Annotated in this window: 18 protein-coding genes and 1 tRNA gene; 12 read left to right on the top strand and 7 right to left on the bottom strand. The window is 70.4% G+C overall.

Annotated features, from left to right (window positions below; genetic code table 11):
- Positions 1 to 66 precede the first annotated feature (66 nt).
- The 5 genes from ACW4TU_RS18370 to ACW4TU_RS18350 are packed head-to-tail and all read left to right on the top strand — an operon-like array spanning position 67 to position 2,023.
- On the top strand, positions 67 to 339 hold the full coding sequence (locus tag ACW4TU_RS18370; RefSeq protein WP_457428900.1) for a hypothetical protein: 273 nt from the start codon (positions 67 to 69) through the stop codon (positions 337 to 339).
- Positions 339 to 527 (top strand): hypothetical protein, encoded by a 189-nt coding sequence (locus ACW4TU_RS18365; RefSeq protein WP_457428899.1) that lies wholly within the window; start codon positions 339 to 341, stop codon positions 525 to 527. Before ACW4TU_RS18370 ends, ACW4TU_RS18365 begins: the two co-directional genes overlap by 1 nt.
- Positions 524 to 1,477, top strand: a complete 954-nt coding sequence (locus ACW4TU_RS18360) for a hypothetical protein (protein WP_457428898.1) — start codon at positions 524 to 526, stop codon at positions 1,475 to 1,477. The genes ACW4TU_RS18365 and ACW4TU_RS18360 overlap by 4 nt, the downstream gene beginning before the upstream one ends.
- Positions 1,478 to 1,495: 18 nt before the next feature.
- A complete protein-coding gene (locus tag ACW4TU_RS18355) occupies positions 1,496 to 1,747 on the top strand; it encodes a hypothetical protein (protein WP_457428897.1) in 252 nt (83 codons plus the stop codon).
- Positions 1,748 to 1,756: 9 nt separating this feature from the next.
- Positions 1,757 to 2,023 carry a hypothetical protein gene (locus ACW4TU_RS18350; RefSeq protein ID WP_457428896.1) on the top strand — a complete coding sequence of 89 codons (267 nt, stop codon included), beginning with the start codon at positions 1,757 to 1,759 and terminating at the stop codon, positions 2,021 to 2,023.
- Positions 2,024 to 2,048: 25 nt separating this feature from the next.
- Here the strand turns inward: ACW4TU_RS18350 and ACW4TU_RS18345 are convergent, their stop codons facing one another.
- The gene (locus ACW4TU_RS18345) at positions 2,049 to 2,171 is read right to left on the bottom strand and encodes a hypothetical protein (protein ID WP_457428895.1); all 123 of its coding nucleotides are present in this window, start codon (positions 2,169 to 2,171) and stop codon (positions 2,049 to 2,051) included.
- A gap of 556 nt (positions 2,172 to 2,727) precedes the next feature.
- On the opposite strand from ACW4TU_RS18345, the gene ACW4TU_RS18340 reads away from it, so the two are divergent.
- Positions 2,728 to 3,882 (top strand): hypothetical protein, encoded by a 1,155-nt coding sequence (locus ACW4TU_RS18340; protein ID WP_457428894.1) that lies wholly within the window; start codon positions 2,728 to 2,730, stop codon positions 3,880 to 3,882.
- A gap of 101 nt (positions 3,883 to 3,983) precedes the next feature.
- Here ACW4TU_RS18340 and ACW4TU_RS18335 read toward each other — a convergent pair whose 3' ends face one another.
- On the bottom strand, positions 3,984 to 4,169 hold the full coding sequence (locus ACW4TU_RS18335) for a hypothetical protein (protein WP_457428893.1): 186 nt from the start codon (positions 4,167 to 4,169) through the stop codon (positions 3,984 to 3,986).
- A 53-nt stretch (positions 4,170 to 4,222) separates the two neighbouring features.
- Between ACW4TU_RS18335 and ACW4TU_RS18330 the strand changes: the two genes are divergently transcribed.
- From ACW4TU_RS18330 to ACW4TU_RS18315, 4 genes are all read left to right on the top strand, one after another.
- On the top strand, positions 4,223 to 4,867 hold the full coding sequence (locus ACW4TU_RS18330) for an HAD family hydrolase (protein ID WP_457428892.1): 645 nt from the start codon (positions 4,223 to 4,225) through the stop codon (positions 4,865 to 4,867).
- A gap of 105 nt (positions 4,868 to 4,972) precedes the next feature.
- Entirely contained in the window at positions 4,973 to 6,160 is a 1,188-nt protein-coding gene (locus ACW4TU_RS18325; protein WP_457428891.1) for a helix-turn-helix domain-containing protein, read from the top strand.
- Positions 6,161 to 6,256: 96 nt separating this feature from the next.
- Positions 6,257 to 6,868, top strand: a complete 612-nt coding sequence (locus tag ACW4TU_RS18320; RefSeq protein ID WP_457428890.1) for a hypothetical protein — start codon at positions 6,257 to 6,259, stop codon at positions 6,866 to 6,868.
- Entirely contained in the window at positions 6,865 to 7,257 is a 393-nt protein-coding gene (locus ACW4TU_RS18315) for a hypothetical protein (RefSeq protein ID WP_457428889.1), read from the top strand. Before ACW4TU_RS18320 ends, ACW4TU_RS18315 begins: the two co-directional genes overlap by 4 nt.
- A 76-nt stretch (positions 7,258 to 7,333) precedes the next feature.
- Here ACW4TU_RS18315 and ACW4TU_RS18310 read toward each other — a convergent pair whose 3' ends face one another.
- Both ACW4TU_RS18310 and ACW4TU_RS18305 read right to left on the bottom strand, forming a co-directional pair.
- Positions 7,334 to 7,576: a helix-turn-helix transcriptional regulator gene (locus ACW4TU_RS18310; protein WP_457428888.1), complete on the bottom strand. Its 243-nt coding sequence runs from the start codon at positions 7,574 to 7,576 to the stop codon at positions 7,334 to 7,336.
- Positions 7,577 to 8,118: 542 nt separating this feature from the next.
- Positions 8,119 to 8,191, bottom strand: a tRNA-Arg gene (locus ACW4TU_RS18305).
- 248 nt (positions 8,192 to 8,439) lie between these two features.
- Here ACW4TU_RS18305 and ACW4TU_RS18300 point away from each other — a divergent pair.
- Both ACW4TU_RS18300 and ACW4TU_RS18295 read left to right on the top strand, forming a co-directional pair.
- Positions 8,440 to 9,189 (top strand): hypothetical protein, encoded by a 750-nt coding sequence (locus ACW4TU_RS18300; protein WP_457428887.1) that lies wholly within the window; start codon positions 8,440 to 8,442, stop codon positions 9,187 to 9,189.
- A 350-nt stretch (positions 9,190 to 9,539) separates the two neighbouring features.
- Positions 9,540 to 10,106 carry a DUF1062 domain-containing protein gene (locus ACW4TU_RS18295; RefSeq protein ID WP_457428886.1) on the top strand — a complete coding sequence of 189 codons (567 nt, stop codon included), beginning with the start codon at positions 9,540 to 9,542 and terminating at the stop codon, positions 10,104 to 10,106.
- Between the two features lie 145 nt (positions 10,107 to 10,251).
- Here ACW4TU_RS18295 and ACW4TU_RS18290 read toward each other — a convergent pair whose 3' ends face one another.
- From ACW4TU_RS18290 to ACW4TU_RS18280, 3 genes are all read right to left on the bottom strand, one after another.
- Entirely contained in the window at positions 10,252 to 11,604 is a 1,353-nt protein-coding gene (locus tag ACW4TU_RS18290; protein ID WP_457428885.1) for an enolase C-terminal domain-like protein, read from the bottom strand.
- Positions 11,605 to 11,753: 149 nt separating this feature from the next.
- The gene (locus ACW4TU_RS18285) at positions 11,754 to 13,463 is read right to left on the bottom strand and encodes an IclR family transcriptional regulator domain-containing protein (RefSeq protein ID WP_457428884.1); all 1,710 of its coding nucleotides are present in this window, start codon (positions 13,461 to 13,463) and stop codon (positions 11,754 to 11,756) included.
- Positions 13,464 to 13,522: 59 nt separating this feature from the next.
- Positions 13,523 to 14,824: a M6 family metalloprotease domain-containing protein gene (locus tag ACW4TU_RS18280; protein ID WP_457428883.1), complete on the bottom strand. Its 1,302-nt coding sequence runs from the start codon at positions 14,822 to 14,824 to the stop codon at positions 13,523 to 13,525.
- Positions 14,825 to 14,868 lie beyond the last annotated feature (44 nt).

Genomic DNA, 14,868 nt, shown 5'->3' with positions numbered 1-14,868 from the left:
AGCCCGCTCCACCCCCGCAGCCCTGCGCCATACGGCCGGGGCTTTCTTCATGCCCTGGAGGGCCACGTGAAGCCATCGATCGGACGCATCGTCCACTACACCCTCAACCAGCAGGACGCCGACGAGATCAACCGACGCCGCACCGACTCCTTCGTGCTGGCTGGAAACCAGGCACGGGAGGGCGACATCTGCCCGGCGATGATCGTCCGGATCTTCGGCGAGACCCCGGAGTCGGCGGTCAACCTCCAGGTCCACCTGGACGGGACTGACATCTTCTGGGCGACCTCCCGCACCCTCGGCGAGGGGCCGTTCCACTGGGCATGGCCGGAGCGTGTGTGATGCAGCACTCCATCCCGGCTGACCTGGGGCAGAAGGCGTACGCCGCGTACGGTCAGGAGACCGGCGGCCTCACCCACGACGGGCGCGTCATGCCCGACTGGGAGAACCTCGGCGATCAGGTCCAGAACGCGTGGACCGCCGCCGCCCGCGCCATCTACAGCGCGGCCCTGACGGGACGGTCCCGATGACGAGGACCGGCGCCCAGAAAATCCCCGGCGCCTCGCTCGCCCACTTCTACGGCGACGGCCAGTACTCCGGCTCCGACATGGAGACCAACTGCGGCGTCGCCCACACCACCGAGGGCCGCACGCTGCCCGACTACAACGGTGGCGCGATCGCCCCCACGGTCACCGGCGTACCCGACATCGCCGGGCGGAAGATCCGCTGGTATCAGCACTACGACGTCGACGAGTCCGCGCGTGCCCTCGCCAACAAGCTCGGCGGGGTCGAGACGAACACGGCCAATGTGTTCCAGGTCGAGCTGGTCGGGACGTGCGACGACTCGAAGAAGACGACCTGGGGCAGCGCACGCGCCGGGCTCGACTACCTGCACTGGCCGACCGCCCCCGAGTGGGCGCTCGCCGAGGTGGCGTGGCTGGTGCGGTGGCTGAACGAGCAGCACGGGGTGCCGCTGACGTGCGTGCGGGACTGGCTCGCGTACGGACCGGACGCGCGGCGCCCGGGCGTGGTGCCTGCGTCGTACGGGGCGAGTCCTGCTCGCATGACGCAGGGCGAGTGGCGGGCCTTCACCGGTTGGTGCGGGCACCAGCACGTACCCGAGAACGACCACGGCGACCCCGGCTCCATGAACTTCGCCCGGGTCATCGCCCTCGCCAAGGGCACCGCTACCGAGGAGGACGACATGCCCACCACCACCGAGATCGCCGACGCCGTCGCCAAGAAACTGATCGCCGGGGGCGGCGTACTGGAGACCTCCGACGTGGACCGTGTCGCGACGGCCGTGGCCGCGAAGCTGCAGCCCATCGAAGCCGCGCAGAACGCCACGATCGACAAGCTCGTCGGCGCCGTCGCCACGCTGGCAGCGAACGTCGGCGGCCTGGACCCGGCCGCGATCATCGCCGAACTGAAGCAGGCGATCGAGTCCATCACCATCCACCTCGACGTCCCCGACGCCTGACCCGAAAGCGAGACACCCATGTCCAACGCCTCCTTCCCCGTGAAGACCGCAGCCACATACGCCAAGGACCTCACCGAGCGTGTCATCTGGACATTCCTCGTCGCCGCGGCTGGCGTTGCCCTCGCCGCCGGTCCGGCGGACATGCTCAACGCTTCCCTCTGGGAGACCGTCGGCACCGCCGGAATCGCGGCTGTCGGCTCCCTACTGAAGGGCGCTTTCGCCCGCATCGTCGGCGAGAAGAACAGCGCCTCAACCGCCTCTGGCGTGTAGGGAGTCACCTTGGACGCCACCACCATCGGCAGCCTCCTCGTCGGCGTGGGCGCGGTTGTCGGCGGCGTGGTGGCGTACCTGGGGAAGAGGGGCGAGAACGCCATCACCGGCTATACCTCGCTCACCGGCGACCTCCAGGAGGAGCGCGCTGAGCTGAAGGTCGAACGGGCCGAGCTGAAGGCGGAACGGGCCGTGCTCGCCGCGCAGCACGCTACGGATCAGGCCGAGATTTCCCGCCTGCGGAACCTCGTCATTCGACTCGGAGGACAACCGTGACCCGGACAGAACGGGTGCTCGCCGATCACTGGCGGTGGATGACTGTCTTCTGCTGGCTGGTCGTGTTGACCGGGGCGGCCGTGATCGGCTGGTCCTGGTACAGCCAGCTCGCCGACGAGGCCGACCGCCGTGGTGTCGCGGTGAGCACCCTGGCGGGCGACGTACGCGTACTGCGTGCGCAGGTTCAGGCTGCGGGTGAGACGCCGAAGGCGCCGGACCCGAGTCAGGCTGTGGAGGACCTCGACGACCGTGCCCGGGTCCCTGTTCCGATACCCGGTTCCCGGGGGCCGGCAGGCGAGCCGGGTTCGCCCGGGCCGTCGGGTTCCCCCGGATCGGCGGGCCAGGACGGTGCGGATGGTTCGTCGGGTCAGGCCGGGAGCGTCGGTGCCACCGGGCCGCCGGGCGCGACCGGTTCTGCAGGGCCAGCCGGTCCGGCCGGACCGGCCGGTCCGGCCGGACCGCAAGGAGACCCCGGCCCGGCGGGACCAGCTGGCGAGCAGGGGCCGCAGGGCCCGCGGGGTGACGTCGGTCCGGCGGGGCCGTCCTGTCCGGACGGGTATGCGCTGCAGGCGCCGGCCTGGGATCTGGATTCCCTGGTGTGCCGTCGGGGCGGAGCTCCCTCCGACGGCGGGAGTACGCCGCCCAGTTCGCTCGTGGCCGGGCTTGATCCGAGCCGCCGCCAGTACCCGTAGGAGGAATGACGGATGCCTTTGCCTGTGGGTGTGGAGACGGTGACCGTGACGGCGGGCGAGCCGCTGACCGGGTTCGACGGGGCGCTCGCGAAGGGCCGCCTGTTGTTCACGGGGCCGGACCTGGTGACGATCGGCGAGGACGATGCGGTCCTCGGCGGTACGGCTGAAGCCGTCCTCGAGGACGGCGAGTTCAGCAAGGCGCTGGTGGCGACGGACGCGACGGGGATGTCGCCGACCGGATGGACCTACAGGGTGGAGGCGGTGCTGACGAACGGGCCCGGCTGGGTCCGGTACCTCACGCTGCCGAAGGCGTCGCCCACCGTGAAGCTCGCCGACGTCCTGGTCCCGGATCCGGTGGCCGGTACGTACACGGTCCTCGTGGACGGCTCCTCGCTGCTGGCCAAGGCCGCGAACCTGTCCGACCTCGCGGACCCGGCCGCCGCCCGTACGAGCCTCGGACTCGGCAACGCGGCGACACGCAACGTGGGCACCACCAACGGGACCGTGGCGGCCGGCAACGACGCCCGCCTGGGGGATGCCCGGACGCCCACCGGTCAGGCCAGCGGTGACCTGTCCGGCACCTTCCCGAACCCGGCTGTGGCCAAGGTCAATGGGGTCGCGGTGTCGGGGACGCCGTCGACGGGCAAGGTGCTGACGGCGACGTCGCCGAGCGCGGCCACCTGGCAGACCCCGTCCGGCGGCGGCGGACTCGTTGCCAGCACGGACGGGCGCATCGATCAGCAGATCATTGTGCTCAGTGCGGCGGCGGCCTGGACGATCGTCGCCACCTCGGGTGGGGTCGAGATCGGGAAGTCGGTCCCGGCGAGCGTTGGCGACCACGTCTGGTACAGCCCGTCGTTCCTGCGTATCGGCGGAGTCGTGTTCCTCGACATGGCCATCAAAGCAGCGGGCGGTGGGGCGTCCCGGTACACCAGCTCGGGCACGGCTACGCCGGAGCCGGAGGGCTACGCGCCCTTGTATCCGCAGGCCTCGTTCGTGGGTGTCGTGGGTATGCGGGAGTTCATCGTTCAGCCTGGCGAGGTCGACGGCGACGGCATGGTCACGATCGTGTTGGCGTACAAGGGGCCGGCTGACGGTGTGAACCAGAAGCTGTACTTCGGGAGCGGCTACAGCGGGGCGATCTTCGTGGCCAACATGGGGCAGTGATGATCTACCAGTCTGGGAGCAGATGGTAGATCGGGTAGTAGCAGTAGGTGTTGGGCCCTCACCGCCTTCGGGCGATGAGGGCCGTTTCGTCGTGTCCGGGGTCAGGCTGCTTCGGCGGTGGTTTGCTCGGCGCGTACGGCGGTCGCCCAGGCGGTGACGAGCAGGTTGTATTCCTGCCGCTGCTCCGGTGTGAGCGTCCCGCCGGCGCGGTTCCAGAGCGTGCGGATCTGCTCGTTCAGCTCGGCAGCAGACCGTACGGAACCACGGGCCGGGACGTTGGGGGGCATGGGCACAAGCGTACGGGTCGGCTGTCCCTCGGCCCCGGGCCTAGGCTGCCGGTGTGATTGACACCATCGTGTTCGACATCGGCGAGACGATCACCCGCGATGATCGGTACTGGCGCAACTGGGCTGAATGGCTGGACGTTCCGGGCCACACGCTGTCCGCGCTCGTCGGTGCCGTTGTCGCCCAGGGCAGAGACAACGGCGATGCCATCCGGATGGTCCGCCCCGGCGTCGATATCGACGCCGAGTACCAGGCCCGCGAGGCGGCCGGCTTCGGCGAGCTCCTTGACGAGGGCGACCTGTACGACGACGTACGCCCCGCTCTCGCCGCGCTCCGCGCACAGGGCATCCGTGTGGTCATCGCTGGGAACCAGACCGTCCGCGTTGGCGAACTCCTCCGCCATCTCGACCTGCCCGCGGATCTGATCGTTACCTCCGGAGAGTGGGGCGTTGCGAAGCCGCGGCCGGAGTTCTTCGCCCGGGTCCTGGAGGTAGCCGACTCGGTACCAGGAAGGACGGTCTATGTCGGGGACCATCCGGCGAACGACGTCTTCCCGGCGAAGGAGGCCGGGCTGCTCGCCGCGCACCTGCGCCGCGGCCCGTGGGGGCATCTGTGGGCGGACGATCCTGCTGTGGTGGCGGCTGCGGACTGGAGGATCAGCAGCCTCACCGATCTCGCGTCTATCACAGCGGGTAGCTGAAACCCGAATGGCCCCACCCGCCCGGGGGGCTGGTGGGGCCATTCGGGTACACCGGGCATACGCCGCAGGTACCGTTCGAAGTGGATGCCTCGAACTGGAGCAAGTATGCCCGGACCCCTGCACGGTGGGGTAGGCAGAAGGATCGCCTACTACCGCAGCGTCACGCGCCCGAAGATGACGCAGCAACAGCTCGCAGACGCTGCCCGCGTTGCCCTCGGCACGATCCGCAAGATTGAGCGCGGGGAGCGTGGCGTTACCGTCGCCACCCTCGACGCCATCGCGGACGCGTTGGGCGTCGACCCCTCCCGTCTGTGCACCGACCGCGACGCCGCCCGCACCACAGTCCATGACCAGATGCCCGCGCTCTCTGCGGCGCTCGCCACGTACGACTTGCCGGACGACGGCCCGGTCCGGCCCCTTCACGAACTGCGCGAGGCCGTGGACGAGACTGTGCAGTGGCGGCTCGCGTCGCAGTACACGCGCATCGCCCGCACTCTCCCTGGCCTGCTCGCCGAACTCGCGCGCGCTCGTTACGAAGCGCCGCCGGACCAGCGGCGGGAGCTGGCCGAACTGCTTGTCACCGCCTACCGGTCGGCGGACGCCGTGGCCTACAAGTTCGGTGCTCGCGATCTCTCGGCCAGGCTGGTCGAGCTGATGCGGTGGACTGTCCCCGAGGCGGAGGACGTACTGCTGGCCGCGTCGGTCGCCTACGTACGGACGGAGACCTTCTTCGCCGCGCAGGCACACGCCCCGGGGCTCCGCGCCCTGGAGCAGGCCATCGACGCCACCCCCGCCCCGGCATCGGCGTCACAGACCGCCGCACGCGGTGCCCTGCACATGAGGGCTGCCGTCATCGCTGGGCGCACGCGCAACGCCGCGTCCGCGCAGACCCACATCAGCGAGGCCCGCAAGCTCGGCGACCAGGTGCCCGAAGACATCTACAACGGGACCGCGTTCGGGCCCGATTCCGTCCGCGTCCACGAGGTGTCCCTCGCTGTCAGCCTCGGCGGCGATCACCTAAGCCGCGCCCTGGACATTGCGCGGGAATGGAAGCCGCCGATCGATCTGCCGGCGGAGCGCCGCTCCGGCTTCTACATCGAGCTGGCCCGCGCGCAGCTGTGGTCCGGCCTTGCCGACGATGCCTTCGAGTCGCTGAAGGTCGCCCGCGGTATCGCTCCCCAGCACACCCGCGAACACGGCTGGGTGCGCGAGGACGCGGCCACCCTCCGGCGTCTGAAGCGGGCCGACTCCGAGAGCCTCACCAACTTCGCCGAGTGGTGCTCCGCAACCTGACGACAGGTACCCCCGTACCCCTTGCTGGGGTACTTGTGCCCCTTGCCGACGCCCACCATCTGTCACACGAGCAAGAACTGGCAGATGGGAATGGGAATGCCTGACGCTCTCCCGCTCGCGCCCACGGTCATCGACGGCGGGGTGAGCATCGTGCGACTGCACGGCGAGGCCTGCTTCGACTGCGGTGCGGTCGGTAAGGACCTGCGTGCAGCTGGGGCCGTCGTGATCTGCGGCAGTGCTCGCGTGTGGCAGACCGTCACGTGCGGATGCCGACGCAACGCGGGCCAGGACTGGCTCCTGGCCTGCGCCCCGAACCCTGCGGATGTGCAGCGCGCGTGGGACGCCGGGCAACTCGCCGGGTTCCCGGCCGGCCTGCGCTGGCGTGTCGCCGAGTCACGGCTCCTGCACTCAGTAGAGGCCGTCGGCTGGATCGGCGGGAACCGGATCGGCCCCGTCCTCGCAGACGTACACCGCGACACCGCGTGGTGGCTCCTACCGGCCGACCTCGCCGACGGACTGGACGGGATACCCCGGCTCACCGTCCGGCCCCCCGGCTGGATCCTCGAATGCCCGCCCGTCCTCCGCTCGGTGGACGGCCGCTGGTGGCTCGAGCGACCAGACGGGTCCGGCCAGCTCACCGATCCGCTGTTACTCGGCGCCGCGTTCCGCGCCGGCCGCGCTCGATTCCCCACGGAGGTAACCCGATGACCGCCACCACACCCGACGCTGACGCTCCGACGCTGGGGGAACGGCTGCTCGAGAAGGCCGCACACCCCCGGGACAAGGCCGCCCTACGCGCCCTCATCGAGGAGGAGACCGTCCTCGCGCGCGAGAACGTACGCCGGGCCCTGATCGTGACGAACGATCGCGGCGCACCAGTGGGCTGCGCGTGGGACCGCCTCGCCAAGGAGCGGTTCGGCCTCGACCTGGACGAGGAGCAGCGCATCTTCCTCGACGTCATCCTGTCGATCGCGGGCCCGCATCATGTGAATCTCGGCTGGCTGATGGAGATCGACGACCGGCGCCTTGCGATCGTGCTGCGCGCGATGACGGAGATGGCGGGCAACGACACCATCGCGATCGCCACCCGTATCTGATCTCTCGCCGTCGGCCCCGTGGCCGGCCGCGAGGAGGGGGAGGCCGCTCTACGTCCCCCGTTGGGGCGGCCTCCCGTCAACGCACGAGATCGGCGAGTGACATGTCGAGGACTCGGGCGATGCGTAGGAGCGTGACCAGGGCGGGGTTGGCCTGGCCGGCCTCTATGTCCTGGTAGAAGCTCCTGGCTACAGGCACCGCCAGGAAGACGTCTTCCTGGGTGAGGTTGCGGAGCAGCCGGGCTTCACGGATCCGCTCGCCGATTCGGCGGCGTTCTTGCAGGAGCCATTCGTCGTCGCCGTCGGTCAGATTGCGGAGCACTCGACAAACGCTCTGACCAGCGTGATCATAAGTCAGCCCAGTGAGACAGGGCTTTTTCCGATCATGATCGGTATGTCTGCCTTGCTGCCGGGCAGTGAGACAAGTGGCGCGACGGGCCCCTGAAGCGCACGCAATACCCAGCCCTGCGGCGAGGTGGCATATGCCGCAGGGCTAGAGGTACGGTGCTTAATCGAACACTTGTTCACACGAACGGGTGAATGACTACTTCCACATGCGCCTGTTAGACATGTAGTCAGGCGCAACCCATGAGCGTGTCGGGTCGTCCCACATGTGGTGCCCCCCTCTGTGGCGGCCCGGCACTTGGGGCGGCCCCCGCGTTTCCGCCGGCGCGGAACGCGGGGGCCGCTTCGCTGAGCCCCTGACCTGCGTAAAGCGCATGATCATTTGGGAGGGATTTGGGAGCCGTGCTCCCGTAGTCGGTCTGTAGTCAGACTGTTTGAGGGTGTAGCCAGAGTGCGCAAGACGAAGGCCCAGGTCGCGGAATCCCTTCCGCGACCTGGGCCTTCGGTCGTTTTACCTTGTGCCCTCGGCAGGATTCGAACCTGCGACACCGGCTTTAGGAGAGCCGTGCTCTATCCCCTGAGCTACGAAGGCGGGGCTAGTAGGAAACCTTAGCGGATGTGCGCCGACGAGTGGCCGCCGTATAGGGGCTGCGGAGCGGACTGGCGAGTCGGAGTGCCTCTGACCTGGATCAAGGTGATCGCCCCAGTGCACTCCAAGACCGCGGACGGTGACCACAAGCTCGCCAGCGCCGGCGCCAGCCACCGCCCCAGGAACAGATCGATCGCCGGGTACCGTGAGCGGGTTACGCGCGACAAGTGTCCCGATGCGGGGAACGAGACATGACGTCTCCACTCTCCGGCGGCAGTCAGGAGGCCGCGCCCGTGCAGCGGTGGGAGAGGGAAGGGCTGGCCCGGCTGCAAGCCGCTCTCGTGCGGGACATGCTCCGGTTCACGGCGGCATCCCTGGGGGATGGCCCTGTCGTCCGGGGTGTGCTTCCGGACCCGGACGGGCGAGGCGTGGGGCGGGTGGTCGTCTGGGACGGCCACGATTTCGGGACCTCGGTGGCCTACGACCTGCCTCTGCTCGACCGTCACGGTGACAACATCCCCGCTTCCGATCTGGCTGCTGCTCTGCGGCAGGCGGTGCGGGGGCGGCAGGTGCCCGGCGCTCGACGGACCGCGGCGGGAGCGGGCCACGACCGTGACGGGCACGGCATCCCCGTCGTGGCCGCGGAGAACATCGGGCTGCTCCTGGAGGACGGCCCGGAGTTCGACCTCACGGACGCCCTCCACGGGGCAGCCGCGGGGATCGCCCCGTCCGGAGGATGCGAATCCGCCGGGGAGCTTCGTCTGCTCGGCTTTCTTCTCCTCGACCGGTACAGCGCGCGTCTCTACGTGACCGGCGAGGGGCTGGTCGACGTGGTCGGCCTCGACGTGTCACTTCGCGACGAGGCAGGAGCCGTGGTCGTGGGCATCACGGGCCTGGCCGCGGCCCTGCCCTCCCTCATCGCCGACGACCAGTTGCGGTACAACCCTTCGGACGCCGTGGACCCGTACTGCTCAAAAGTGTTCGACCTGGCCCACTGGTAGAGCACTGTCGATCACGTACAAGTCCTCTGTGACTGCATCACCGCTCGCGCGGCGACGGTGGTACCGAGAGTCCTGACGGCGAACACTCCGACCGGGACGGAGCCCAACCGTGCCTGCGCGCGGACAGCCATACCCGAAGGCCCAGGCCCAGGCCCAATCCCAGGACCGCATCAAAACCAGTGGAGCGGCGCCGCTGTGCGCCGTTACCGTGCTGCCGGACCAAGTCGTCTGGGTGAGGACGTGCCGTTGTACACCGTGTGAGACCTCCCGAGTGCTGATTCGTCGCGCGTCGCGTCTGTGCGCCGCGCTGCTTTTTGCTGCGGACTTCTCACTGGAACCGGTGTACTTCTGTGCTCGAAAACTGGGTGGTCACGCCCACCTGCCTGCCTCTCGTCCTCCGCCGTTGTCACGCATGCGCGTCGGAGCGCTTCCGGGCAAGCGGCAAATTCCGCGTCAACGCCAACCACAAGCTCATCGACGCGTGGCTCCTCGTGCTCTGTACGGCGTGCGGGGACACGGCGAAGCTCACGGTCCTGGAGCGGGTGAACGTGCGCTCCGTACGACCTGAGCTGCTGGACCGGCTGCATGACAACGACCCCGGCCTAGCAGCTGAGTTGCTCCAGGATCCGGTCGTAAGGCGCCGTAATCGCATAGCCCTCGACTGGGACCGCGCCTGGCGCCTGGACACCGGCGGTCCGGGCCACCCGGACCGACTGGACCGCTCGGACCGCGAGGTACTCGACGTCTCGGTCCGCTTCGCGGCCCGGATCCCCGTCCGGCCGGTGCGGCTGATCGCTGAAGGGTGCGGTCTTGCGCGGGCCGAGGTCGAGAGACTGATCGCGGAGGGGAGTCTCGTCTCGGCAGTGCGGCTGGGCGGGAGGCTCTCCGGCGACTTCACCTTCACGCTCAAGCGCTGAGCCCTCCTGGCCCCGGGGCCTGTCCGGCAGGATCCGCCGGACAGGCCCCGACCGGGCCGGAGCCACCGCCGATGGCCGGCCGGAGAGCCCGGTGCTCACCACCCCCTGACCTCCCACCGGGGCCGTATCCCTACCGCACCAGTCCCTACCGCACCAGGCACGGCCGCTTCCCGTCGAACTCCCACCCCGGCACCAGGTACCGCATCCCGATCGCGTCGTCCCGCGCCCCCAGCGCCTTCTCCCGGTACAGCTCATGTGCCGCGAGCACCCGCTCCATGTCCACCTGAACCCCCAGCCCCGGCGCGTCCGGCACCGCGATCTCGCCCCCGACGATCCGCGGCGGAGCGACCGTGAGCCGTTCCAGGCCCTCCTGCCAGATCCAGTGGGTGTCGAGGGCGTTGTACTCGCCCGGGGCCGCCGCGCCGCAGTGGGTGACCATGGCCAGGGAGATGTCGAAGTGGTTGTTGGAGTGACAGCCCCAGGTCAGACCCATCGCGTTGCACAGCTGGGCCACGCGTACCGAGCCCTGCATGGTCCAGAAGTGCGGGTCGGCCAGTGGGATGGACACCGACTGGAGGGCCAGGGCGTGGGTCAGCTGCCGCCAGTCCGTGGCGATCATGTTGGTCGCCGTGGGCAGGCCCGTCGCCCGGCGGAACTCGGCGAGGATCTCGCGCCCCGAGTAGCCGTCCTCCGCGCCGCAGGGGTCCTCGGCGTAGGCCAGCGTGCCGTTCAGGGGTGTGCACAGCTCGATCGCCTCGCGCAGCGACCACGCGCCGTTCGGGTCGAGGGTGATCCGGGCCTCGGGGAAGCGGTCCTTCAGTGCCCGTACGGCCTTGACCTCGTCCGCGCCCTCCAGGACACCGCCCTTGAGCTTGAAGTCGCGGAAGCCGTAGCGGGCGTGGGTGGCCTCGGCCTGGCGGACGATCGCCTCCGGGGTCAGGGCCTCCTCGTGCCGGACGCGGTACCAGTCGACGTCCGAGTCCGGCTCGCGGACGTAGTCCAGGTCGGTCCGGTCCGGGTCGCCGATGTAGAAGAGGTAGCCCAACACCCGTACGGAATCCCGCTGTTGGCCGTCGCCGAGCAGGGCGGCGACCGGTACGTCCAGGTGCTGGCCGAGGAGGTCCAGGAGGGCCGACTCGACGGCCGTCACCGCGTGCACGGTGGTGCGCAGGTCGAAGGTCTGGGCACCGCGTCCGCCCGAGTCACGGTCGGCGAACCGGGCCCCGATCTCCGCCAGGACGCGCTTGTAGTCGCCCACCTTCGCCCCGACGACCAGGGACTCGGCGTCGCGCAGCGTCCGCGTGATCCTCTCGCCGCCCGGGACCTCGCCGAGTCCCGTACGGCCCTCGGAGTCGGTGAGGATCACGATGTTGCGCGTGAACCAGGGGCCGTGGGCGCCGGAGAGGTTCAGCTCCATGCTGTCCCGGCCGGCGACCGGGTAGACGGAGAGGGCGGTGACGGTCGGCGGGCTCGTGCTGTTACCCGTACGCGTACTCATGGTCATCGAAGTCCTTGCGCAGACTGCGTATGTGGCTGCTGCCCTGTCTATATATGTAAATAGAGACTAAATGAGTGAACGGGCGGAGGCAACGGGAGCGGAGGCAACGGGAGCGGGGGCGATGGGAGCGGGGGCGATGGTGACGGCGGCTACGCCAGCGGCACCCGGGTGAACCTTCCCGCCGTCCGCAGTTCCCCCTCGATCCGTGAAGCGGTCCCGTACAGCTCCGGCAGGACCTCCGTCACACACTGCTCCGCCGTGCGCCGGGTCGTGTGCATGGCGACGTTCACCGCCGCGACGACCCGTCCCGTACGGTCCCGCACCGGGACCGCGATCGACCGCAGCCCCTCCTCCAACTCCTCGCTGACCAGGGCGTATCCCTGCTCCCGCACCTCCGCCAGCACCCGCGCGAAGGCCGCCGGGTCCGTCACGGTGTGCGGGGTCAGCGGGGCCAGGTCCCGCACCTGCCGGTGCGCCTCCGGTATGTCGGCCAGCAGGACCCGGCCCATCGACGTCGGATACGCCGGAAGCCGCGTCCCGACGGTGATGCTGGCGCTCACGATGCGCCTCGTCGCCACCCGCGCCGTGTACTGGATCTCCGCCTCGGGGATCGCACCCGAACCCGCCCCCGAGTCCCCTGACAGGACCGCCAGTGACGCCGACTCCTCGACCCGCCCCGCGAGTTCGGCCAGGTGGGGGGCGGCGATCTCGGGCAGGGAGGTGTGGGAGAGGGGCGGGAAGCCCAGGGACAGCACCCGGGGGGTGAGGGTGAAGACGCGGCCGTGGGCCTCGACGTATCCCAGGTGCTCGTAGGTGATCAGGGCCCGGCGTGCGGTCGCCCTCGCCAGGCCCGTAGCCCGCGCGACCTCCGTCAGGGTCAGCTCGGCGCGGGACTCGCCGAAGGCCGTCAGGACGGTGAGGCCCCTGGCCAGGGACTCGACGAACTCGCGGCCCAGTTCCTGCTTCGAGGCCCCGGTCCAGGCGGCCAGGCCGGAGGGGGGCGCCGGCGTCCCGGCGGGCGGGCGTACCCGCAGCTCGGCCTCCATCGCGGCCACCGTCACCCGCAGTCGCGGCAGCAGGTCGTCGCGCAGCTCGGTCGCCGTACGGCGGCTCGTGTGGCTGACGACGCTCGCGACACAGGCCACCCGGCCCGTACGGGGGTCCCGTACGGGTACGGAGACGGCCACCAGCCCCGGTTCGATCAGCTGGTCGTCCAGTGCCCAGCCGTCGACGCGGGCCCGCTCGACGTACGCCTCGAAGTCCGCGCCCGAGTCCGCGCCCGAGTCGGAGGGTCGGGGCGGGACGGCGGGGAAGCCGTGGTCGGTCGGGTCCGCCGAGCGGCGTTCGCGCCAGCGGTGCCAGTCGGCGGGCGTCCACTCGGTGGCGAACAGCGGTCCGGGGGCGGTGCGTTCGGCGGGGAGGAGGTCGCCGATGCGGAAGCTGAGGGACATCGCGCGGCGGCGGGTGGCCTGGTGGATGAACCGGATGCCGTCCCGGTCGCCGACCGCGAGCGACACCGACTCGTCCAGCTCGTCGGCGAGGGCGTCCGCGTGCGTGTCGAGCAGGGCGGGCAGCCGGAGCGCGGCCAGATAGGCGTTGCCGAGCTCCATCAGCCGAGGGGTGAGAACGGCGTCCCGGCCGTCGAGACGGACGTACCCCATGCGGGCGAGTGTCGCCGTGATCCGGTCGACCGTGGAACGGGCCAGGCCGGTCGCGCGCTCAAGACCGCTCAGGCTCAGTGTCCCGCCCGCCTCGGTCAGTTGCCGCAGCACGGCGATCCCGCGCATCAGCGGGGCGACGGCCTCGGCGGGCACAGGACCGTCCAGGACCGGCGGGACATTCGTGGCGGGGGCGACCATGGGCACACCGTAATGCCCGTACGGAGCCCCTGGCCGTACGGCCGTCGGCCCTGGCAGGCTCACCGCCGGGTGATCGCCACCCGGTGGTTCCCGTCGAGGTCCGCGCTCGTCACGGCGATCTGGATGCCCCGCTTCGGGTCCTTGAAGGTCTCGCCGGGTGCGAAGGGCGCGTCGGACAGTTCCGAGTGGACGTTCGGGCTGCGGGTGCAGCCGCCGCTGCCCCGGTGGGAGTCGTACACCGTGACCGGGCCGCGGCCGGTGTCGACGTTCGCGTCGACCCGGTAGATCAGCACGCCCGGCCGGCACACCGTCTCGTCGTTGCCCTCGCGCGTACGCAGCTCAAGGGCGTATCCCGTACGGGAGTTGACGGGTACGAAGACGAGTTTCGCGCCGCCGGGACGGGCCAGCGGGGTGAGGATGTACTCCGCCGTCCCGGCCGTCGCCGCGCAGCCGACCTGCGAGGGGTCCAGCCAGCCGAGCTTCCACTTGTGCCAGCCGAGCAGGTCGTTGTTGGCCCCCCAGTCCTCGCTCATGATGTCCCAGTGGCCGACCGCGCCCCCGCCGGCCTGCGTGTACAGGTCGGGCAGCCCGAACACATGGCCGTTCTCGTGGGGGAGGACGCGGTAGCCCGTGGTGTCGTACGAACCGGAGCCGTCGTCCTGCCGGGAGTAGACGAAGGACGCGTTGGCGACGGCCACCCCGTCCGCGACCGGTGCCTCCCTGTTCCCGGCGAAGGTGACGGACAGGACGGTGTCCAGGGCGGAGGGGCCCGCGTTCGGGGTGACCAGCACGTTCAGCAGGTCGTACGAGCGGAAGTCGACTGTCGGGTCGGCGGCGGCCACGATGTCGTGGACGAGCTTGCGGTAGCCGGGGTCGAAGGGGGCGCCGCGCTCTATGCCGTACGAGCGGAACGACCGGGGCATCCGCAGCCAGCCCGGGACGGGGGCCTCGGGGCGGTAGTCGAGGCGGCCGTACGAGCTGGTGGTGAACCAGTCCCGGGTCTGCGGGAAGAACTCCGCGAGCCGGTCGACGGCGCTGCCCTGGCCGGGGGCGTCGGAGAAGTCGACCATCAGGTTCAGCGCGCGGACGGTGCCGGTGGAGCGGGAGTAGCCGGCCGGGGTGGGCAGGCCCTCGGACATCTGGACGCCGAGGCCGCCCCGGATCGCACAGGGGCCGACCGCGGAGGTGCGGGCCAGCGGGACGGAGCCCGCGGCCGTCGTGGAACCCCTGGTGAGGTGTCCGGTGCCGGCCGAGGTGCTGACCGCGAGGGTCAGCGCGGCCACGGACACCAGGGCCGCGGCCCGGCGGGGGCGCAGGGCGCCCGGCGGGCGTATCCGACGACGGCTGGACGGCTGCTGCATGCACGGACCCCTCGCGCCACGGCAGCCGCCGGTCTCGGACTGCA

Source organism: Streptomyces kryoterrae (assembly GCF_054072135.1).
The sequence above is the reverse complement of the archived record's forward strand: the minus strand, read 5'-3'. Positions and strand labels throughout refer to the sequence as shown.